The sequence below is a fragment of the Mycobacterium sp. E735 genome, from assembly GCF_001666955.1.
Lineage (GTDB): Bacteria > Actinomycetota > Actinomycetes > Mycobacteriales > Mycobacteriaceae > Mycobacterium.
The window spans coordinates 1-20,145 of the sequence record NZ_LZIX01000153.1 but is presented as its reverse complement, the minus strand read 5'-3'; the positions used below and the strand labels follow the sequence as shown (position 1 = coordinate 20,145).

At 70.7% G+C, this 20,145-nt stretch carries 21 protein-coding genes and 2 pseudogenes; 6 read left to right on the top strand and 17 right to left on the bottom strand.

What is annotated here, in order from left to right:
• The coding region (locus tag A5704_RS12070; protein WP_197508479.1) for an SMC-Scp complex subunit ScpB at positions 1-263 on the top strand (263 nt) is incomplete at its 5' end.
• A pseudogene (locus A5704_RS27640) lies at positions 263-391 on the top strand (S4 domain-containing protein); the annotation flags it as partial. The gene A5704_RS12070 and the pseudogene A5704_RS27640, both read left to right, overlap by 1 nt.
• Here A5704_RS27640 and scpB read toward each other — a convergent pair.
• The 3 genes and pseudogenes from scpB to A5704_RS12055 all read right to left on the bottom strand — a co-directional run.
• Positions 376-885 (bottom strand): annotated as a pseudogene (gene scpB, locus A5704_RS12065) (SMC-Scp complex subunit ScpB); the annotation flags it as partial. The pseudogenes A5704_RS27640 and scpB overlap by 16 nt on opposite strands.
• Complete coding sequence (locus A5704_RS12060; protein WP_067750380.1) at positions 885-1,700, bottom strand: segregation/condensation protein A; 816 nt, start codon at positions 1,698-1,700, stop codon at positions 885-887. The gene A5704_RS12060 and the pseudogene scpB, both read right to left, overlap by 1 nt.
• On the bottom strand, positions 1,697-2,560 hold the full coding sequence (locus A5704_RS12055) for a ParA family protein (RefSeq protein ID WP_067281774.1): 864 nt from the start codon (positions 2,558-2,560) through the stop codon (positions 1,697-1,699). The genes A5704_RS12060 and A5704_RS12055 overlap by 4 nt, the downstream gene beginning before the upstream one ends.
• Positions 2,561-2,831: 271 nt before the next feature.
• On the opposite strand from A5704_RS12055, the gene A5704_RS12050 reads away from it, so the two are divergent.
• Positions 2,832-3,584, top strand: a complete 753-nt coding sequence (locus A5704_RS12050) for an O-methyltransferase (protein WP_067750378.1) — start codon at positions 2,832-2,834, stop codon at positions 3,582-3,584.
• 74 nt (positions 3,585-3,658) lie between these two features.
• Here the strand turns inward: A5704_RS12050 and xerD are convergent, their stop codons facing one another.
• The 13 genes from xerD to tyrS form a co-directional block, all read right to left on the bottom strand.
• Positions 3,659-4,600: a site-specific tyrosine recombinase XerD gene (xerD, locus tag A5704_RS12045; RefSeq protein WP_067750376.1), complete on the bottom strand. Its 942-nt coding sequence runs from the start codon at positions 4,598-4,600 to the stop codon at positions 3,659-3,661.
• Positions 4,597-5,220: an NUDIX hydrolase gene (locus A5704_RS12040; RefSeq protein ID WP_067784241.1), complete on the bottom strand. Its 624-nt coding sequence runs from the start codon at positions 5,218-5,220 to the stop codon at positions 4,597-4,599. Before A5704_RS12040 ends, xerD begins: the two co-directional genes overlap by 4 nt.
• Positions 5,213-6,967 (bottom strand): CTP synthase, encoded by a 1,755-nt coding sequence (locus A5704_RS12035; RefSeq protein ID WP_067750373.1) that lies wholly within the window; start codon positions 6,965-6,967, stop codon positions 5,213-5,215. Before A5704_RS12035 ends, A5704_RS12040 begins: the two co-directional genes overlap by 8 nt.
• Positions 6,968-7,089: 122 nt before the next feature.
• Positions 7,090-8,034, bottom strand: coding sequence for a copper transporter (locus A5704_RS12030; RefSeq protein WP_067784243.1), 945 nt, complete (start codon positions 8,032-8,034; stop codon positions 7,090-7,092).
• An 8-nt stretch (positions 8,035-8,042) separates the two neighbouring features.
• Positions 8,043-9,224, bottom strand: coding sequence for a putative cytokinetic ring protein SteA (steA, locus tag A5704_RS12025; protein ID WP_067784245.1), 1,182 nt, complete (start codon positions 9,222-9,224; stop codon positions 8,043-8,045).
• 194 nt (positions 9,225-9,418) lie between these two features.
• Positions 9,419-11,176, bottom strand: coding sequence for a DNA repair protein RecN (recN, locus tag A5704_RS12020; RefSeq protein ID WP_067889187.1), 1,758 nt, complete (start codon positions 11,174-11,176; stop codon positions 9,419-9,421).
• Complete coding sequence (locus tag A5704_RS12015; protein WP_082950209.1) at positions 11,177-12,109, bottom strand: NAD kinase; 933 nt, start codon at positions 12,107-12,109, stop codon at positions 11,177-11,179.
• Positions 12,106-12,909, bottom strand: coding sequence for a TlyA family RNA methyltransferase (locus A5704_RS12010; RefSeq protein WP_067889184.1), 804 nt, complete (start codon positions 12,907-12,909; stop codon positions 12,106-12,108). Before A5704_RS12010 ends, A5704_RS12015 begins: the two co-directional genes overlap by 4 nt.
• A gap of 8 nt (positions 12,910-12,917) precedes the next feature.
• Positions 12,918-13,103, bottom strand: coding sequence for a hypothetical protein (locus A5704_RS12005; protein WP_067750365.1), 186 nt, complete (start codon positions 13,101-13,103; stop codon positions 12,918-12,920).
• A gap of 23 nt (positions 13,104-13,126) precedes the next feature.
• A complete protein-coding gene (locus tag A5704_RS12000) occupies positions 13,127-14,137 on the bottom strand; it encodes an HAD-IIA family hydrolase (RefSeq protein WP_067784251.1) in 1,011 nt (336 codons plus the stop codon).
• Positions 14,134-14,922: a tetratricopeptide repeat protein gene (locus A5704_RS11995; protein ID WP_082950208.1), complete on the bottom strand. Its 789-nt coding sequence runs from the start codon at positions 14,920-14,922 to the stop codon at positions 14,134-14,136. Before A5704_RS11995 ends, A5704_RS12000 begins: the two co-directional genes overlap by 4 nt.
• Positions 14,923-14,950: 28 nt before the next feature.
• Positions 14,951-15,316 carry a DUF732 domain-containing protein gene (locus A5704_RS11990; RefSeq protein WP_067750423.1) on the bottom strand — a complete coding sequence of 122 codons (366 nt, stop codon included), beginning with the start codon at positions 15,314-15,316 and terminating at the stop codon, positions 14,951-14,953.
• Positions 15,317-15,401: 85 nt separating this feature from the next.
• Complete coding sequence (tyrS, locus tag A5704_RS11985; protein ID WP_067889181.1) at positions 15,402-16,673, bottom strand: tyrosine--tRNA ligase; 1,272 nt, start codon at positions 16,671-16,673, stop codon at positions 15,402-15,404.
• A gap of 127 nt (positions 16,674-16,800) precedes the next feature.
• On the opposite strand from tyrS, the gene A5704_RS11980 reads away from it, so the two are divergent.
• Positions 16,801-17,691 (top strand): bile acid:sodium symporter family protein, encoded by an 891-nt coding sequence (locus tag A5704_RS11980; protein ID WP_067784253.1) that lies wholly within the window; start codon positions 16,801-16,803, stop codon positions 17,689-17,691.
• Here the strand turns inward: A5704_RS11980 and A5704_RS11975 are convergent.
• Positions 17,688-18,299, bottom strand: coding sequence for a DNA-3-methyladenine glycosylase (locus A5704_RS11975; protein ID WP_067889179.1), 612 nt, complete (start codon positions 18,297-18,299; stop codon positions 17,688-17,690). The two genes, A5704_RS11980 and A5704_RS11975, sit on opposite strands and share 4 nt — an antisense overlap.
• Positions 18,300-18,370: 71 nt before the next feature.
• On the opposite strand from A5704_RS11975, the gene A5704_RS11970 reads away from it, so the two are divergent.
• Both A5704_RS11970 and A5704_RS11965 read left to right on the top strand, forming a co-directional pair.
• Positions 18,371-19,651: an ammonium transporter gene (locus A5704_RS11970; RefSeq protein ID WP_067889175.1), complete on the top strand. Its 1,281-nt coding sequence runs from the start codon at positions 18,371-18,373 to the stop codon at positions 19,649-19,651.
• A 31-nt stretch (positions 19,652-19,682) separates the two neighbouring features.
• On the top strand, positions 19,683-20,145 hold a 463-nt coding region (locus A5704_RS11965; RefSeq protein ID WP_156669971.1), incomplete at its 3' end, for an ATP-binding cassette domain-containing protein.

The following is a 20,145-nucleotide window of genomic DNA, read 5'->3' as shown; positions in this document are numbered from 1 at the left end:
GCACGCTGCTGGCGCGCGGCCTGATCACCGAGGCCGGGGTCGACGACGACACCGGCGCGGTCACGTTCGCCACCACCGACCTGTTCCTGGAGCGGTTGGGCCTGACGTCGCTCGCCGACCTGCCCGACATCGCTCCGCTGCTGCCGGACGTCGACACGATCGAGGACCTGAGCGAATCCCTGGACAGCGAGCCACGTTTCATCAAACTCGCCGGCGGTCAGGCGCCCGACCAGGCGCTGACGTTCGACGTGGACCAGGATTGATGGTCGAGACCGAAGGGATCCGCCTGCAGAAGGTGTTGTCCCAGGCCGGAATTGCGTCGCGGCGGGCCGCCGAGAAGATGATCATCGACGGCCGCGTCGAGGTCGATGGGCGGGTGGTGGCGAACGTGACCGCGCCGGTGTCGTCGTCGACCCCGGCCTCGGTGATCAGGCCGCGCGCCAGCAGCGTGCGCATGACGGCGTCCACGTTGACGCCGCGGACCGCGCTGACCCGCGCGCGGGTCACCGGCTGCCGGTAGGCCACCACGGCCAGGGTCTCCAGCGCGGCCCGGGTGAGCTTGGACCGCGCGCCGTCCAGCAGCAGCTTCTCCACGTACGGCGCGTACCGGGCGCGGGTGTACATCCGCCAGCCCTCGCTGTTCTGCCGCAGGTCGATGCCGCTGTCCCGTTCGGTGAGTTCCTCGGCCATCTGCTGCAGCCGGGCGGCGACCCGGTATACGGGTTGCTGCGTGGCCGCGCCGAGCGCCTCGGCGGTGACCGGGGTGTCGACCACCAGCAGCAGCGCCTCCAGCACGGAAGCGAGTTCCTCGGGCTCCATCGGCGCGGCTTCGGCGATGTCCGGGATACCGACGTCCAAGTCGACGTCGGGCTCAGATTCGCTCATCATTCGTCCCGCACTTCTACCAAGGCTTCGCTGGCCGGACGTTCCCCGGTCCATGAAATCTGGAGCACGCCCAGCGGCTCCGACTGGTCGAATGCTACCGCCCGGCTCCGATACAGCTCGAGCAGCGCCAGGAAGCGCCCGACGACCTCCATCGGCGCCTCGCAGTCGGCGACCAGCTCGGAGAACGTCGCCCATTGGCCGGTGCCGCGCGACTGCAGGAAAGCCAGCAGCTTCTTGGCCTGCTCGGGCACCGACACCGCCACCTCGTGCAGGTGCCCGATGGACACCGTCGGCACGGGGCGCGGGCTGAACGCGATCGCGGCGATCTGCGCGAAGCGTTCGGCGTCAACGCCCAGCATCACCTCGGGCAGCAGTTCGGTGAACCGGTCCTCCAGCGACACGGCGCGCGGGTAGCTGCGCAGCGCGGTGGCCTCCAGCTCGGCGAACATCTCGGCGACGTGCTTGAACGCGCGGTACTGCAGCAGCCGGGCGAACAGCAGGTCGCGCACCTCCAGCAGCGCCAGATCCTCCTGGTCGTCGACCTGCCCGGCCGGCAACAGCCGGGCGGCCTTTAGGTCGAGCAGGGTCGCGGCGACCACCAGGAACGCGGTGGTCTCCTCGAGGTCCAGCTGGGAGCCGATCTCACGGGTGTAGGCGATGAAGTCGTCGGTCACCTGGTGCAGCGCCACCTCGGTGACGTCGAGGCGGTGGGCGAAGATCAGCTGCAAGAGCAGATCGAACGGCCCCTCGAAATTGGTCAGGCGGACTTGAAAGCCGTTGTTGGGTGGCGCCTCACCGTTCGCGCTGGCCGTCACGCGCCGAATCGGTCGATGAACTCGCGGGCCAAGGCGCGGTAGGCGATGGCGCCCGTGGACCGCGGAGCCCAGGTGGTGATCGGCTCGCCGGCCACGCTGGTCTCCGGGAATCGGACCGTGCGGGTGATGACGGTGTCGAACACCAGGTCGCCGAAGCGCTCCACCACCCGCGCCATCACCTCGCGCGAGTTGACGGTGCGAGGGTCGTACCGGGTGAGCAGGATCCCGCTGATCTCCAGCTTCGGGTTGAGCCGGTCGCGCACCTTGTCGACGGTGTCGGTCAGCAGCGCCAGCCCGCGCAGCGAGAAGAACTCGCACTCGGTGGGAATCACGACGCCGTCCGCGCACGCCAGCCCGTTCACGGTGAGCAAGCCCAGCGACGGCTGGCAGTCGATCAGGACGTAGTCGTAGCGGTCCAGCACCGGGTGCAGCGCCCGCCCCAGGGTCTGCTCGCGGCCGACCTCGTTGACCAGCTGGATCTCGGCGGCCGACAGGTCGATGTTGCTGGGCACCAGGTCCATGTGCTTGACCCGGGTCTGCAGCAACACGTCGTCGATCGACACCCGCGGCTCGACGAGCACGTTGTGAATCGTCTTCTCCAGCTCGTAGTGCGGGACGCCCAGGCCCGCGGACAGCGCACCCTGCGGGTCCATGTCCACCAGCAGCACCCGCCGGCCATATTCGGCGAGCGCGGCGCCCAGGTTGATCGTCGACGTGGTCTTCCCGACGCCGCCCTTCTGGTTGCACATCGCGACGACCTTCGCCGGGCCGTGCGAGGTGCGCGGCTGCGGTTCCGGGATCGCCCGCGGCGGCCGCCCGGTCAGACCGAGCTCGACGCCGCTGTCCGGCTGCTCAGTCATCATGGCGGGGGTGTTCGGGAGGTGAACATCGACCGAAAGTCTAACGGGTTCGCGCGCGGAAGCCGGGCGACCCGCAGGCAATTCAGCAGCCAATTTCGCCGGATTTGCGCAGGTAGCGGGCGTAACGGCGGTCATCTGCAACAGCAGTCACACCAGCATCACTGGAACGGGTCGAGCGGCGCCGGTGCGCGCCGAGATTGCCGTGGTGGTTGCGATTCCGGCGCCCCGACGACCTTGGTGGCAATCTCGCCGCCCGCACTACTGTGGCGGCATGGACCTCAAGCGACGGATTCCCCTGCTGCGATGGTCGGTCTGGCGGATGGCGACCGGGGCGCGCAACATCACCACGACGGGTCAGATCGGCGACGGCCGCGAGGCCGCGGCCGTGGACTACGTCCTGCGCAACGCCAGGGCCGGCGACATCGACGACGTGCTGGCCACCATCGACAAGTTCGCCTACGAGAAGTCGATGCTGATCAACGTCGGCGACGAAAAGGGGCAAATTCTCGACGCGGCCGTCCGCCGCTCCGACCCGGCGGTGGCGCTGGAGTTGGGCACCTACGTCGGATACGGCGCATTGCGCATCGCCAGGGCCGCCCCGAGCGCGCACGTGTACTCCGTCGAACTCGCCGAGGCCAACGCCGCCAACGCGCGGCGGATCTGGGCCCACGCCGGCGTCGCCGAGCGGGTGACGTGCGTCGTGGGCACCATCGGCGACGGCGGGCGCACCCTGGACGCGCTGGCCGACGAGCACGGCTTCGCGCCCGGCGGCCTCGACTTCACGTTCCTGGACCACGACAAGGACGCCTATCTCGACGACCTGCGCAGCATCATGGCCCGCGGTTGGCTGCGCCCGGGCGCGATCGTGGTCGCCGACAACGTCCGGGTGCCGGGCGCGCCGAAGTATCGCGAGTACATGCGCCAGCAGCAGGGCAAGCAGTGGAACACCGTCGAGCACAAGGCGCACCTGGAATACCAGTCGCTGGTCTCCGATCTGGTGCTGGAATCCGAGTACCTGGGCTGAATTCTCCCGCCGAGCAGACGCAAAATCGCCCATTCCGGGTCGAAAGCACGCGATTTTGTGTCTGCTCGCGCCAACTACTGCGCGCGCGGGTGGGCGCCCGCCCACACCTCGCGCAGCGCGTGCACGGTGACCATCGTGTAGATCTGCGTCGTCGTCACCGAGGCGTGCCCCAGCAACTCCTGCACCACGCGCACGTCGGCGCCGCCCTCGAGCAGGTGGGTCGCGAACGAATGCCGCAGCATGTGCGGTGAGACGCCGGACGTGATGCCGGCGCGTTCGGCGGCGTCCTGCAGCACCTGCCACGCGCTTTGCCGCGACAGCCGCCCGCCGCGCACGTTGAGAAAGATGGCCGGTGTCCCGCGGCCGCGGCGGGCCAGGTCGGGGCGCCCGCGCACCAGATAGGCATCGAGGGCCTGCACGGCGGGGCGCCCGATCGGCACCAGCCGCTGCTTGCCGCCCTTGCCGCGCAGCAACACCGACCGGGCCTTGGTGTCGACGTCGTCGACGTCGAGGCCGACGGCCTCGGAGATCCGCGCCCCGGTGGAGTACAGGAGTTCCAGCAGCGCCCGGTTGCGCAGCGTGAGCGGGCCGTCGGACGCGCCGTCGCCGCCTGCGCCCTCCAGCAGCGCCAGCACCTGGTCGATGGTCAGGCTCTTGGGGAGCCGCCGGCCCGGGGTCGGCGGGCGGACCGCGCGCGCCACGTCGAGTTCGGCGAGCCCCTCGGCGGCGGCGAACCGGTGCAGGCCGCGCACTGCGATCAGGGCCCGCGCCGCCGACACCGCGGACAGCGCCGCCGTCCCCGAGTCGGGATCGCCGCGCCGCAGCGCCACCAGGAACTCGCTCACGTCGTCCTCGCCCACCTTGGCCAGGTCGTGGATTCCCCGGTCCGACAGGTGCTTCGTGTAGCGGCGCAGGTCCCGCCGATAGGAACTGAGCGTGTTCGCGGCGACGCCCCGCTCGATCGTGAGGTGGTCGAGGTAGCCCTGCAGCTGGGTGTCCAGGGCCGCCGTCGTCATCGCGCGGCCTTTCGCGCGGCGAACGCCGTCGGCTTGTCGGGCCAGGGGCTGTCCGCGGGGCGGGTCGGCATGAGTCGGGTAGTGACGACCTGGGCAGCCAGAATGCCCGCCACCGCAATGGCGTTGACGATCTCGCCGCGAAGCACCATCTCGGTGGCCTCCTCGAGCGGATACCAGCGCATCGTCATGTCGGCTTCCTCGTGATGCGCCTGCGGGCGCTCCACCTCGGTCAGGCCGGTGGCCAGGTACACCCGCACCGATTCGTCGCTGAATCCGGGAGTGGAATCGAGGTCGACGAGCACCAGCCAGTCGTCGGCCTTCAATCCCGCTTCCTCTTGGAGCTCCCGGGCCGCCGTCCGCTGTGGCGGTTCCCCCGCCACGTCGAGCAGCCCGGCCGGAAGCTCCCACAACCGGCGGCCGAACGCGTGGCGGTATTGGTAGACCATCGCGATCTCGTTGTCGGAGTTCAGCGCAACGACGGCAACCGCCCCGTAGTGTTCGACGACTTCACGAACGGCGGTGGTGCCGCCCGGCATTCGGACCTCGTCGCTGCGCAACGCGAAAATCTTGCCCGTGTACAGCGTTTCGGATGACGCCGTCTCGAATTCGTGCTCAGCCACGGGTGGCGGGCTCAGGTAGCGACTGGCCGACGCTGTCCCGCTGCTGCTGGTTGCCGTTGGAGGCGTGCTCGGGGATCTCCACCGGCAGCAGCTCGCCCGACTGGTAGTCCAGGGCCGCCCCGACGAACGCGACGAACAACGGATGCGGGCGGGTGGGCCGGCTCTTGAGTTCGGGGTGAGCCTGGGTCCCGACGACGAACGGGTGCACCTCGGGCGGGTATTCGACGAATTCCACCAGATGCCCGTCGGGCGAGGTCCCGGAGAACCGCAGGCCGCTCTCGGCGATCTTGTCCCGGTAGGCGTTGTTGACCTCATAGCGGTGCCGGTGCCGCTCGGAGACCTGCGTCGTCCCGTACGCCTGGGCCACGATCGAATCCGGCTGCAGCACCGCGGGATACGCGCCCAGGCGCATGGTGCCGCCCAGATCGGCCTGGCCCGCCACCGCGTCGACCTGGTCGGCCATCGTGGAGATGACGGGATCCGGTGTGGCGGGGTCGAATTCGGCCGAATTGGCCCCGTCCAGCCCCGCCGAGCGCGCCGCCTCGATCACGATGCACTGCAGCCCCAGGCACAGGCCCAGGACCGGCAGCCCGCGCGACCGGGCGTACCGGATGGCGCCGATCTTGCCCTCGATCCCGCGGATGCCGAAGCCGCCCGGGATCAGGATGCCGTGCACGTCACCCAGCGCCGCCGCCGCGCCCGCCGCGGTCTCGCACCCGTCGGAGGCCACCCATTGCATCTCCACCTTGGCGTGGTGCTTGAAGCCGCCGGCGCGCAGCGCCTCGGTGACCGACAGGTAGGCGTCTGAGAGCTCAACGTACTTGCCCACCAACGCGATTCGCACGGTCTCGTGCGGCTCGTGCACCCGGCGCAGCAGGTCGTCCCACTCGGTCCAGTCGACGTCGCGGAACGGCAGGTTGAGCCGGCGCACCACGTACGCGTCGAGCTCCTCGCGGTGCAGTCGCTTCGGGATGTCATAGATCGACGGCGCGTCGGGCGTGGAGATGACGCCGTCGATGTCGACGTCACACATCAACGCGATCTTGTTCTTCAGCGCTTCGGGGACGTCGCGGTCGCAGCGCAGAATCAGCGCGTCCGGGGTGATACCGATGCTGCGCAGCGCCGCCACCGAGTGCTGGGTGGGCTTGGTCTTGAGCTCGCCCGAGGGCGCCAGGTAGGGCACCAGCGACACGTGCAGGAAGAAGACGTTCTCCCGGCCCAGGTCGTGACGTACCTGGCGCGCCGCCTCCAGGAACGGCTGCGACTCGATATCGCCCACGGTGCCGCCGATTTCGGTGATGACCACGTCGGGGCGGTTGCCCTCGGCGTCGGGCTGTGCCATCGCCAGGATCCGGCTCTTGATCTCGTCGGTGATGTGCGGGATCACCTGCACGGTGTCGCCCAGGTATTCGCCGCGCCGTTCCTTGGCGATGACGGTCGAATACACTTGTCCCGTCGTGACATTCGCCGATCCGGACAGGTCGCGATCCAGGAACCGCTCGTAGTGGCCGACATCGAGATCGGTTTCGGCGCCGTCCTCGGTGACGAACACCTCGCCGTGCTGGAACGGGTTCATCGTGCCCGGATCGACGTTGAGGTATGGGTCGAGCTTTTGCATCGTCACGTACAACCCGCGGGCCGTCAGTAACTGACCGAGGCTGCTGGCGGTGAGACCCTTACCCAACGAGGACGCCACGCCCCCGCTGACGAAGAGGTGCTTGGTTGCGGATTGCGGGTGCTTTCGCACAGGCGACCTCCGTGAAGACGGGCAGGGCGTCGAATTTTGCTAGCGAATAACTAGTTGGGCCTGCCGACCCACGGAAACCCACCCTAACATCCACGACCGACGTGTCGCGGCGAACACGCCCGCTACTGGGGCACCGTGATCGACGTGGCGCCGTGACCGGTGCCGTACTGGCCCGGGTGCCCGCCGTTGATCAGGTCGTGCAGGCCCAGCACGGCGGTGATCCGGCCGGGCGCGGTGTCGACGTCGTCGACGGTGCTGACCGCGGAATTCATCGGAGCGTCGGCGCGCGTCACGGCGACGGCGGCCCCGCCGGTCGCCGAGCCGTCCCGGCCGGCCAGCAGGGTGCCCGAGCCGTGCGGCGCCATCGCGGCGGCGAACCGGGCGACGCTGACGCCCCGGTTGCCGGCGTCCTGGGGCAGCGAGCCGCCGGTGACGATCAGCGCGGCGTTCGCCGCGCCCAGGTGGTCGCTGGGCTGATAGGTGATGAATCCCGTTTCCCGCAACGCCGCCAGCACGGTGTCGCGCTGCGGTTCGTCGACGGGCGGGACCGCCGGATTGGTGTTGATCAGCAGCGCGATACCCATCAGGTCGCCGGCCTGCGAGCCCTGGTCGACGAGCTTGGTGCTCAACTGCTGACCGGCGGGCAGAACCGACGAGTTCACCACGGTCTGCAGCTTCTCCGCCGAATTGGCCTCGACGAACTCGCTTGTCAACGACACGGTTCCGGTCACCGCGCCGCCGGCCTGGCCGATGATCTTCGAGACCGAGGCGACGTCGTCGTCGTTGGCGTCCGGGGTGCGGAACACCACGACCGACTTGCCGGCGAGCGCGTCGTGCACCATCCGGCCGCCCAGCTGGGTGTCGAAATTGTTTGCCGCGCTGAGCTTTTCGTTCAGCACGTTCTTCTGGTCGTTGAGCCCGTTGATCTGGGTGTGCAGATCCCGCTTCTCGTCACGCAGGCTGGACAGCAGGGTGTCGGACAGGAAGCCGGAGCCGAGCACGACTCCCACGGCCAGGGCCAGGAAGACGGCAGCCAGCGATAACGCGTGTTGGCGGAGCGAGATCATTTCCGGCCCTAGCTCACCAGGTGGGCAACCCAGAGGGAGAAGTGGTTCCAGTAGTCGGTGACCCAGTGCACCACCACGCCGTCGGTACGCGACACCCACAGGGCGACGATGACGGCGATCAGCATCGTCAGCGCCAGCAGCGCGATGGCGCCCGCCGAGATGTGATTGCGGTACAGGGTTGCCACGGCCTTGGCGTCCACCACCTTCTCCCCCACCCGAAGCCGGGTCAGGAAGGTCGAGGGGTTGCTGTGCGCGCGGGTCCGGTCGAAGAAGGTCTCGATGTTGGCGGTGTGGCCGGCGGTCACCAGCAGCGCGGCCCCGTGGTGATCGGCCAGCAGCAGGGCCAGGTCGATCGCCGAACCCGCGGCCGGGAACGTCATCGCCCCGACGCCGAGGTCCTGGATGCGCTCCAGGCCGGGCGCGTGGCCGTCGGCGTCGGCGGGCAGCACCACCTGCGCGCCGCACTTGAGGGCGTCGGCACTGATCTGGTCGGGGTCGCCGACGATCACCTGCGGCCGATACCCGGCCTTGCGCAACACATCCGCGCCGCTGCCCACACCGAAGAGCACCGGCTGGTACTCCTTGATGAACGGCTTGAGGGACTTCAGGTCCTCCTCGGCGCTGGGTTCGTCGGCGACGATCACCACGTGCCGCCGGCGCAGGTCGACGTCGATGTCGGGGATCCCGATGCCGTCGATGAGCAGGGGGCTCTCGCTCTTGATGAACTCGATCGTGTTGCCTGCGAACGCCTCCAGATGCGCGGACAGGCCGCTCTTGGCCTCGCGCATCAGGTCGGCGATGTCGTGGTCGGTGCGCTCGGTGCCGCGGACCAGCCGCCGGTCGCCCGAGTACACCCCGCCCTCGTGCAGACGGATCTTGGCGCCGTCCTTGACCTTCTTGAAGATGTCGGGTCCGGTCTCGTCGATCAGGGTGACCCCGTTGTTGACCAGCACCTCCGGCCCCATGTTCGGGTAGCGGCCGGACACCGAGGGCGAGGCGTTGACGACCGCGGCGATATCGGCCTCCACCAGGGCGTCCGCCGTGATGCGGTCCAGATCCAGGACGTCGAGCACCACGATGTCGCCGGGGCACACCCTGCGCAGCAATCGGTCGATGTTCCGGTCCACCCGGGCGGTGCCGACGAGGCCGGGTCGGGCGGTGTTACGGGTAAGCAGGCCTGACATCTTCATGGGGGCGATTCTGTCGGTGATGCATGGAGGAGGCGTGGAGGCGCGCCGTAACATCAGCCCCAGAAGTTGACTAGAGTCCCATTAGTCACAAGCCGCTAACGGGTTGATCGCGCGAGGGTGCACAGTTGCACGGCTTCAGCGGCGTGTCGCTGTGCAAACACGACGCTCGCGCCGGCGGAGAAGGCTCCTGGGCGTTAAATCTCGTCCTTCTGAGCCGCGTCGAGCAGTTCGCGGGCGTGCGCCCGGCCGCTGTCGGACTCGCCCAGCCCGGCCAGCATCCGCGCCAGTTCGGCGACCCGCTCGTCGCCGGTGACCCGCCGCACCACGCTGGTCCCCTTGGGCCCGGCGCTATGCACCACCAGATGCACGTCGGCGTACGCCGCGACCTGAGGCAGGTGCGTGACCACGATGACCTGGTGGGTGCGGGCCAGCCGCGCCAGGCGCCGCCCGATCTGCACCGCGGCCCGGCCGCCGACGCCGGCGTCGACCTCGTCGAACACCATGGTGGTGCCCGCGGCCGAGGCGGCCAGCACCACCTCCAGCGCCAGCATCACCCGGGACAGCTCGCCGCCGGAGGCGCTCTTGGCCAGGGGAAGCTGATCCATCCCGCGGTGCGCGGCGAAACCGAACTCGACCTGATCGACGCCGTCGGCGCCCGCGCGGGCCAGTTCGCCCGACGGGAGCGCGAGCGCGGCGGGGTCGTCCTTGTCGGCGGCGACGTCGTTGCTCACGTCGATGCCGAACTGGGCGTCGGCCATCGCCAGCCCGGACAGCTCGGCGGTGACCTCCTTGGCGAGCCGCTTGGCGGCCTTGCGCCGGATGCCGCTGAGATCGATTGCGGCTTCGGCCAATTCGCGTGCCAGCTCGTCGACCCGGGTCGCGAGAGCCTGCAGGCCCTCCTCGGAGACGTCGAGCTGGGCCAGGCGTTCCCGCGACTCCCGGGCCCACCGCAACACGCCGTCGACGTCCGCGGCATACTTGCGGGTCAGCGTGCGCAGCTCGGCCTGCCGGGCCAGCTTGGCTTCCAGCGCGCTGGCGTCGACCGGCAGCTCGTCCAGGTAGGCGCTCAGTTCGCCGGCCGCGTCGGCGACGACGGTGAGCGCCTCGCCGACCTGCCCGGCCAGCGAGCGCAGCTTCGCGTCGTCGCTCGACTCGAGGGCGGCCCGGGCGCGCCCCAGGCAGTCCGCGGCGCTGTGCCCGTCGGCGCCGGCGTCGTCGGCCGCGCCGCTCAGTGCCGCGTGCGCGGTGACCGCGGCCTCGCGCAGGGTGTCCAGCTCGGAGAGCCGGACGATGTCGGCGACCAGGGCGTCGTCCTCGCCCGGTTGCGGGTCGACGGTGTCAATCTCGTTGAGCGCGAATGTCAGCCGGTCGGATTCCAGCGCCAGCTCGCGCATGCGGTTGCGGCGGTCGATGAGGTCGTGCCGCGCGGTGAGCCAGGCGTCGCGCAGTTTGCGGTAGCGCTCGAGCGCGGGGGCCGCCTTGGCGAAGCGGTCCAGCGCGCCGCGTTGCTCCTCGGGCCGCATCAGCCGCAGCTGGTCGTTCTGCCCGTGCAGCGTGAGCAGCTCCGCGGTGAAGTCGCCCAGCGACTTGGCGGGCACGCTGCGACCGCCGAGGTACGCCCGCGACGGCCCGTCGCGGCTGACCGAGCGCAGCGCGATCACGCTGCCGTCCTCGTCGCGTTCGGCGCCCGAGGCGTCCAGCATCCCGTCCAGCAGGGCGACCGCGGCGTCCTCGAGATCGGTTGTGGTGAAACGGCCTTCGACGACCGCACGGTCGGCGCCGGACCGAACGCGGGTGGCGTCGGCGCGGGCGCCGCCGAGCAGGTGCAGCCCGGTCACCACCATCGTCTTGCCGGTGCCGGTTTCGCCGGTCAGTACGGTCAGGCCGCGGTCGAACTCCCCGACCGCTGCGCTGATGGCGCCCAGCGACTCGATCCGGATTTCGGTCAGCATCTACTTCCCACGCCACCCGGTGACCGGCAACCGGAATTTGCGCACCAACCGGTCGGTGAACGGCGCGCTGTCCAGGCGCGCCCATTTCACCGGTGTGTCGCAACGCCTTACCTCGATCCGGCTACCGGCCGGGATCAGCATCTCGCGGCGGCCGTCGCAGAACACCAGCGCGTCGTGACCGTCCGCCTCGATCTCGATGGCGATGGTGGCGTCGGGGCTGGTGACCATCGGCCGGCCGAACAGCGCGTGAGCGTTGTTGGGCACCACCAGGATTGCCTCGAGGTCCGGCCACAACACCGGGCCGCCCGCGGAGAACGCATAGGCGGTGGACCCGGTGGGCGTCGACACCAGCACCCCGTCGCACCCGAACGCCGAGACCGGCCGCCCGTCGATCTCGACGACCACGCCCAGCACGCCCAGCCGCGGGCCCTTTTCCAGGCTGACCTCGTTGAGCGCCCAGCCGTGCGCGATCTCGCGCCCGCCCGTGCGCACCAGCACGTCCAGCGTCAGGCGGTCCTCGACCCGGTAGTCCTTGGCGACCACGTGGTCCAGCACCCGGTCGATGGCCTCCGCCTCGGCCTCGGCCAGGAAGCCGATCCGACCCAGGTTGACGCCCAGGACCGGGATCCCGGCGTTGCGGGCCAGTTCGGCCGCGCGCAGGAACGTGCCGTCCCCGCCGAGCACCAGCACCAGCTCGCACCCGTCGGCCGCCTGCGGATCCGCGTCCACCACCTCGATCTCGACGCCCATCGCCCGGATGTCGTCGGGGGCCACATGCAGCGAGCCGCGGTCGACCGCCTCGGCGGACAACACGCGAAGCCCGATGTCGTTGGCGCCCAACACCTTCTGCACGCGGGCCGCCGTCTCGGTGGCTTCCTCGCGGCCGGTGTGCACCACCATCAGCACGGTGCGCTGCTCGGTCCCCGACGTCACTGCGGACCCTCGTCTACCGCGCGGCGCACCGCCGCCACCAACTCGTCATCCGCCAATCCCGGCTGCCCGCGAAGCAGGAGGAAATATTCGACATTGCCCGAAGGCCCGGGCAGCGGGCTGGCGGTGACGCCGGCGGCATGCCAGCCCAGCTCGCCGGCGCGGCGCGCCACGGCCAGCACGGCATCGGCGCGCAGGCCGGGGTCGTGCACCACCCCGCCGGCGCCGACCTGGCCCCGGCCCACCTCAAACTGCGGCTTCACCATGGGAACGATATCCGCAGTGGGCGAAGCACATCCAGCCAGCGCGGGCAACACGGTGGCGAGCGAAATGAACGACAGGTCGGCCACGATCAGGTCGACGGGTCCCCCGATCGCCTCGAGCGTCAGGTCGCGGGCGTTGGTCCGCTCGACGACGACGACCCGCGGGTCGCAGCGCAGCGGCCACGCCAGCTGGCCGTAGCCGACATCGACGGCGACGACCTCCGCGGCCCCGCGGTCCAGCAGGACCTCGGTGAACCCGCCGGTGGACGCGCCGGCGTCCAGGCAGCGTCGGCCCGCCACCGGAATCCCGAAGGTGTCCAGGGCGCCGATCAGTTTGTGCGCGCCGCGCGACACCCAGCCCCGTTCCCCTTCGTCGGCGACGGTCAGGGCCGCGGTGACCGCGACGGCGGTGCCCGGCTTGCGCGCCGGCAGCCCGTCGATGCTGACCCGGCCGGCGCCGATCAACTCCGCGGCCTGTTGACGCGATCGCGCGAGGCCGCGCCGGACCAGCTCGGCGTCGACGCGGGCGCGGCGAGACATGCGCGCACTCAGCCCTTCTCCGCCGACTCCAGCGCGGCCATCAGCACGTCGTGCGCCTCGGAGAGGCGGCGGGCGATGTCTTCGAGCTCCGTCAGCGACGGCTCGTTGTCGGGATCGTCCGGCGCCCCGGGCTCGGGCAGCCTGGCCAGCAGGGCGTCGATTTCGGCGCGGATTTCTTCAGGATCGATAGTCATTGCGCTCTTACGCTAGTCACCCGTCAGTCGCCGCGCACCAACGACCAGCGCCGCAACGCGGCGCGGGCGTTGTCATCGGCGGCCCGGATATCCACCGGGCGCCCGTCCGGCCGCGCATCCCATACCGCGCTGGCGACCGCCCGCACGATCGAGAGCCCGTCGCCGTCGTCGGGCCGGGCGCCGCTGACGGTCACCGCGTCCTCGTCGACGTCGACGCGCCAGCCCGGCTGCGGGCCGACCGCGAGTTGCTCGCCGTCGGAGTGCAGCGCGCGCAGGTCGTGGCCGATGTAGGTCGGCCGGCGCGCCGGTTCGGCGTACACCGCGTCCCGCGCCGAGCTGACGCCGGTGAGCACCATCAGGCTGGGCAGCTCGGCCGCGTTGGCGCCCTCGATGTCGGTGTCCAGCCGGTCGCCCACCACCAGGGGCGCGCGGAACTCGCCGCGGGCCGCCGCGTCGGTCAGCAGCCCGGGCGCCGGCTTGCCCGCGACCTGCGGCTCGGCGCCGGTGGCCGCCCGCAACGCGGCGACGAAGGAGCCGTTCCCGGGCAGCAGGCCCCGCTCGGTGGGCAGGGTCGGATCGATGTTGGCCGCCACCCACAGGGCCCCGGACCGGATGGCCAGCGCGGCCTCGGCGAGGTCCGGCCAGCCGATGGTCATCGAGAGGCCCTGGACGACGGCGACCGGGTCGTCGCCATAGCGCCGCACCGGGCGCAGGCCGACGGCGGCCACCTCGTCGGCCAGCGCGTCCGTGCCCACGATCAGCACCGGCGACCCCGCCGGCAACCGGTCGGCCAGCAGGCGGGCTGCGCTCTGGGCGCTGGTCGCGACGTCGTCGGCGGTGGCGGTGAAGCCGAGCTCGGTCAGGTGCGCCGCCACCTCGGCGGCGCTGCGCGAGGCGTTGTTGGTGACGAAGAAGGCGCGGCTTTGCACCTCGGCCAGCGCCTCGACCGCACCCTCGGTGGGCCGGCGGCCACGAAACAGGGTTCCGTCCAGGTCGAGCAGCAGGCAATCATATTGGCGCGCAACGCTTGTCATCCGGAGCCCAGCTCGCTGACCCGGTCTTCGGCATCGGTGGCGCCGTCGACGTCGGCGGCGGCCGAGCGCAAAAACCATTGCAGCGCTTCGTCATTGCGGCCCAGCGCAAGCAGCGTGTCGGCGTAGGCGTAGAACAGCCGCGCCGCCGTCGAGCCCTGGCGGCCGGGGTCCAGCTGCGGCGTCGACAACACGGTCAGCGCCTGCTCGAGCTGCCCGAGGTCCGCGCGGGCGCCGGCGGCGACGATGCGCAGCTCGTCGGCGTCGTCCCCCGCGAGCTGGGCCGCCTCGGGCCCGCGCGCGAGTTCGATCGCCCGCTCCGGGCGGCCAAGCCCGCGTTCGCAATCCGCGATCAGCGCGAGCAGGTTGGACTTGCTGCCCATCCTGCGGGCGGCGCGCAATTCGGCCAGCGCCTGCGCCCAGTCGCCGCAGTGGTAGGCGGCGATACCGACCGCCTCGCGAATCGCGGCGATCCGGCTGGACCGGGCCCGCGCCGCGCGGGCGTGGCTCAGCGCGGCCTCGGGGTCCTCGTCGAGCAGCTCGCCGGCGGCGACGAGGTGGCGCGCCACCGCGTCCGCCGTGGCGCGGTCCAGTGTGCTGAGCTCGCCGCGGATCTCGGGCGCCAGCTGCCGGGCTTCGACGCCCGGGGGTATCGGCGGTCCGGCGTCCGGCGTGCGGTGGCCGTCGGGCTGCTGCGGCTGGGCCGGTCGCGCCCGGCCGGGCCCCGACCAGGCGCCGGATGCGCGCGGGCGCCGTTCACCCCGCTGCCGCTGCCTGTCGTCGACCACGCAGCCGAGGATACGGGGGCGCCGCCGGCTAGTACGCCATGAGCCGGTTCTGCAGCAGCGGCGCGATCACGGCCGGGCAGTAGTTTGCGACGGCGACGATGGTGAACAGGCCGGCCGACTCGTAGCCCAGGCCGCTGCGCTTGGACATCTCGGCGGCCACCGAGTCGAAGGACTGGCCCGGCATGACCAGCATCGGGCACACCGACTCGCCCAGCGCCAGGGCGCTGGCCGGGTGGGGATAGGTGATCCCGGCGTTGGACAGCGCCATCAGGAAGGCGTTTCCCCGCATGTCGGCGCGCACGGGCGCGGCCAGCGGGGCGGCCAGGCCCGCAACGCAGGCGCCCACTCCCACGAGACGCAGCAGGGCCCACTCCACACGCCTGAGGGATGTCATCGTGACCACCCTGGCCAATGTGGGTCACAGCCGCAACACGGTGCGGTAAAGATTTGGCCATCCGGGCGTTTTGCGGGTGCGTCCCTCAGACCTTTTCGATCCCCGCGACGGTGCGCTTGCCGCGGCGCAGCACCAGCCACCGGCCGTGCAGGAAGTCCGACGGCTGCGGCGACCAGTCCTCGCTGTCGATGCGCGCATTGTTGACCGACACCCCGCCCTCGCCGATCGTGCGGCGCGCGGCCTTGCGGCTCTCGGACAGACCGCTGGCCACCAGCAGATCGACGATCCCGTCCGGGCCGCCGGGCTTGAGCTCGGCGACCGAGGCCTCGCGCAGCGCCGCCGCCAGCGTCGCCTCGTCCAGCCGGTCCAGCTCGCCCTGCCCGAACAGCGCCCGGCTGGCGTGCTCGACCGCCTCGGTAGCCGCCTCCCCGTGCACCAGCGCGGTCAGTTCCCGGGCCAGCCGGCGCTGCGCGGTCCGCTGTTGCGGGCGCTCTCGGGTGGCCTCTTCCAGTTCGGCCAGCTCGTCGGCCGACAGGAAGGTGAACCACCGCAGGTACCGGATCACGTCGGCGTCGGCAGTGTTGAAGAAGTACTGGTACCAGGCGTACGGCGTGGTCATCGCGGGGTCGAGCCACAGGCTGCCGCCGCCGGTCGACTTGCCGAACTTGGTGCCGTCGGCCGCGGTCACCAGCGGGACGGTGAGCGCGTGCACCGTCGCGCCCAGCTTCTGGCGGACCAACCGGACCCCGGCGATGATGTTGCCCCACTGGTCGGAGCCGCCGATCTGCAGCGTGCAGCCGTACCGGCGGTGCAATTCGACGTAGTCGTTGGCCTGCAGGAGCATGTAGCTGAACTCGGTGTAGGAGATGCCCTCGCCCTCCAGCCGCCGCCGGACGGTGTCGCGATCCAGCATGACGTTGACCGAGAAGTGCTTGCCGAGGTCGCGCAGGAACTCGATGGCCGACAACGGGGCGGTCCAGTCCAGGTTGTCGACGACGACCGCGCCCGTCGGCGACTCGTCGAAATCGACGAAGCGCTCCAGCTGCCCGCGGATGCGCTCGGTCCATTCGGCGACGGTGTCCGCCTCGTTGAGGGTGCGCTCCCCGACGTCGCGCGGGTCACCGATCATGCCGGTGGCCCCGCCGGCGAGCACGATCGGACGGTGGCCGGCGCGCTGAAAACGCCGCAACGCCAGCAGCGGCACCAGGTGGCCCGCGTGCAGGCTGGCGGCCGTGGGGTCGAAGCCGGCGTACACCGTCATCGGCCCACGCTGCGCCTCGGCGGCCAGCGCGTCGAGGTCGGTGGACTGCGCGATCAGCCCGCGCCAGCCCAGCTCGTCAAGGATCCCGGAAGACATCGCCAGCGACTTTAGTCGCTCCCGCGGCCACGATTCGCCCTTGCGCCGCCCGATAAGGCAAGCTCATGCGCGGCGCAGCGTCGCGCCGTCGCCTTCGGCGGTAAGTGCACCGACAACGCGGAGCGTTATGGACAACCGATACTGGCCGTTGGTCGTCGTGGTCGTGATGCTCGCCCTCGGGCTGACGCTCACGATCGACGATTTCAAGCGGGCCGCCACGCTGCGGAGGCCTTTGGTGGTTGCGCTGATCTGTCAGTCGCTGCTGCTCCCGGCCCTGTGCCTGGTCATCGCCGAGGCCTTCCATCTCGAAGCCCACCTGGCGGTCGGGCTCATGCTGATGGCCGCCACCCCCGGCGGGACGATGTCCAGCATCCTCAGCCACCTGTTCAACGGCGACCTGGCGCTCAACCTGACGCTGACCGCAATCAATGCCGTGCTGTCGATCGTCGCGTTGCCCGCGATCCTGGCGGTGTCGATGACCTGGTTTCTCGGCGGGGGTCGGTTTCTGCCGCTTCAGCTGGACAAGTTCTTCACGGTCTTCGGCCTGGTGCTCGTCCCCATCGCGATCGGCGTCGCATTTAGGCACCGCTTCCCCGAGCTGGCGCGGCGCCTACAGAAACCGGTCCGAATACTGGCCATCGCGTTATTGATCGTCGCGGTCCTGGGAGCCATCGCCGGAGGGCGAAAGACGCTGTGGCACAACATCGGGGTGCTCACGGCAGCCGTCGTGACCTTCTGCGCGGTCAGCCTGACGGTCGGCTACCTGGCGCCGCGCCTGATGCGGCTGGCTCCGCGGCAGGCCGTGGCGGTCAGCCTGGAGGTCGGCATGCACAACGCCGTCGTGGCGATGGGCGTCGCGCTGAGCCCCCAGCTGCTGAACAGCGCCGAGATGGCCACGCCCGCCGCGCTGTACAGCGCCGTGGCGCCCCTGCTGGCCGTGACGTTCATCGTGCTCGCGCGCCGCGTGGACCCCGCCTTCCGGGCGGCGGCGCGCCCGGACGAGCCGGCGCGCGCCTAGTCGCTGGTGCCCGGGGCGGGCGCCCGCGGGCTGCGCCGGTAGGCCGAGACCTCGGGCCGGCCCGCGAGCCACAACCGCCAGGGCCGGTCGGCGGCCTGGCTGACCCCGACGCGGGGACCGGACGCGGCGGTGAGCGGCTCGTTGAGTTCCAGCGTTATCGGGCTGGCGGGATCGAAGAGGTCGATCCCGTTGTCGTCCATGGTGATTCCCAGCGCCGAACACAGGTTGCCCGGTCCCCGGGCGAGGGCGGCCCCGCGGACCAGCTCGCCGCGCCGGGCGCGCGCGACGTCGGTGCCGTCCTCGAGCGCGGCCGCCCGCAGCAAGACGGCCGCGGCGGTGCCGTCCGGTCCGCACGAGACGTTGGCGCAGACGTGGATCCCGTGGCTGCGGTAGGTGTACAGCCGTCCGGGAGGCCCGAACATCACCGCGTTGCGCCCGCTGATGCCGCGGTACGAGTGGGCCGCGGCGTCCGGCCACGGGCCGTCCGGGACGCCACCATAAGCCTCGACTTCGACGACGACGGCCCTGACGTCCCGGCCGGTCAGCGTGGCGCCGAGGAGCCGATGGGCGGCCGCGACGGGGTCGACTAACAGCTGGCTTGCGGCCACCCACCGAACCTACCGGCGGCGCTGCCGTGGCAATATCCCGGTGTCTTGGGACCAGTGAAGGAGCGCACGTCATGCATCCGATCGACCCCGCCGCCACCGCGTGGCTGCTGGCCAGCACGGCACTCGTCCTGCTGATGACCCCCGGCCTGGCGATCTTCTACGGCGGGATGGTCCGCACCACCGGCGTGCTCAACATGATCATGATGAGCTTCATCTCCATCCCGCTGGTCACGGTGGCGTGGCTGCTGGTCGGCTACACCATCGCGTTCTCCGAGGACGGCGCGAGCGGGTTCCTGGGCAACCTCCGCCACCTCGGGATGCTCGGGATCACCCCGGAGACCGCCCACGGGACGGTTCCCGAGCTGCTCTTCGCCACCTTCGAGGTGACGTTCGCGATCATCACGGCCGCACTGGTCAGCGGCGCGATCGCCGACCGCGCGAAGTTCGCGGCCTGGATGGTGTTCGTCCCGGTCTGGACGGTCGTCGTGTATTCGGTTGTGGCGCACTGGGTGTGGGGGCCAGGCGGTTGGCTGGCCAAACTGGGTGTGCTCGACTACGCGGGCGGCCTCGTCGTCGAGATCGTGTCCGGTTCCTCCGCGCTGGCGCTGGCGCTGGCGCTCGGCCCCCGCATCGGCTTCAAAAAGGACGCCATGCGGCCGCACAACCTGCCGCTCGTGCTGCTCGGGGTCGGCCTGCTGTGGTTCGGCTGGTTCGGGTTCAACGCCGGTTCCGCCCTGGCCGTCAACGGGACCGCCGCGGCCATCTTCCTCAACACGCTCGTCGCCGGGTGCCTCGGCATGCTCGGCTGGCTGTCGGTCGAGCAGATCCGCGACGGCAGGCCGACGACGTTCGGCGCGGCGTCCGGTGTGGTGGCCGGGCTGGTCGCCATCACGCCGTCCTGCGGCACCGTCAACACGCTGGGCGCGGCGGTCGTCGGGCTTGCGGCCGGGGTCGTGTGCTCGTTCGCGGTGAGCGCGAAATTCCGCTTCAACTATGACGATTCGCTGGACGTGGTCGGTGTGCACTTCGTCGGCGGCGTCGTCGGGGTGTCGTTGATCGGGTTGCTCGCCACGGCGGTCATGACGGCGGGCCCGCGGGGCCTGTTCTACGGGGGCGGCCTCACCCAGTTGGGCAGGCAACTGCTCGCGATCGTCGTGGTGGCGCTGTACGCGTTCACGGTGTCGTTCGTGATCGCGAAGGTCATCGACCGGGTGATGGGTTTCCGGCTCAGCCCGGAAGACGAGACCACCGGCGTCGACCTCACGCAGCACGCCGAGACCGCCTACGCCGAGGGCGTGCACGGGCACCTGCCGCTGCGCCGCCCCGGATTGGACGAGCGCCCCAACCCTTGACAACTCCTCGCCGGAGGACGATATTCATCACATGATGACTTCATCACGTGATGAATTAATCACGGCCCCGGCCGTCCGCATCGAACACCTGCGGGTGGTCCGCGGGAAACGCCCCGCCCTGCACGACTTCTCGGTGCAGATCGGGCGGGGCAGCATCACGGGCCTGCTCGGCCCGTCCGGCTGCGGCAAGACCACCCTGATGCGCTGCATCGTCGGCACCCAGATCGTGACCTCGGGGACCGTCGAGGTGCTCGGCCACCCGGCCGGGTCGGCGCCGCTGCACCGCCGCGTCGGCTACCTCCCCCAGGACCCGACGATCTACAACGACCTGCGGATCGTCGACAACGTCCGTTACTTCGCCGCGCTGTACGGTTTCGAGCACCAGGCCGCCGACGACGCGATCGAACGGGTCGGGCTGGCAGACCAGCGCGCAGGCCAGCGACACCCGGGTGCGCTGGCCGCCGGAAAGGTTGCCGCAGAACGCGGTTCGGTGG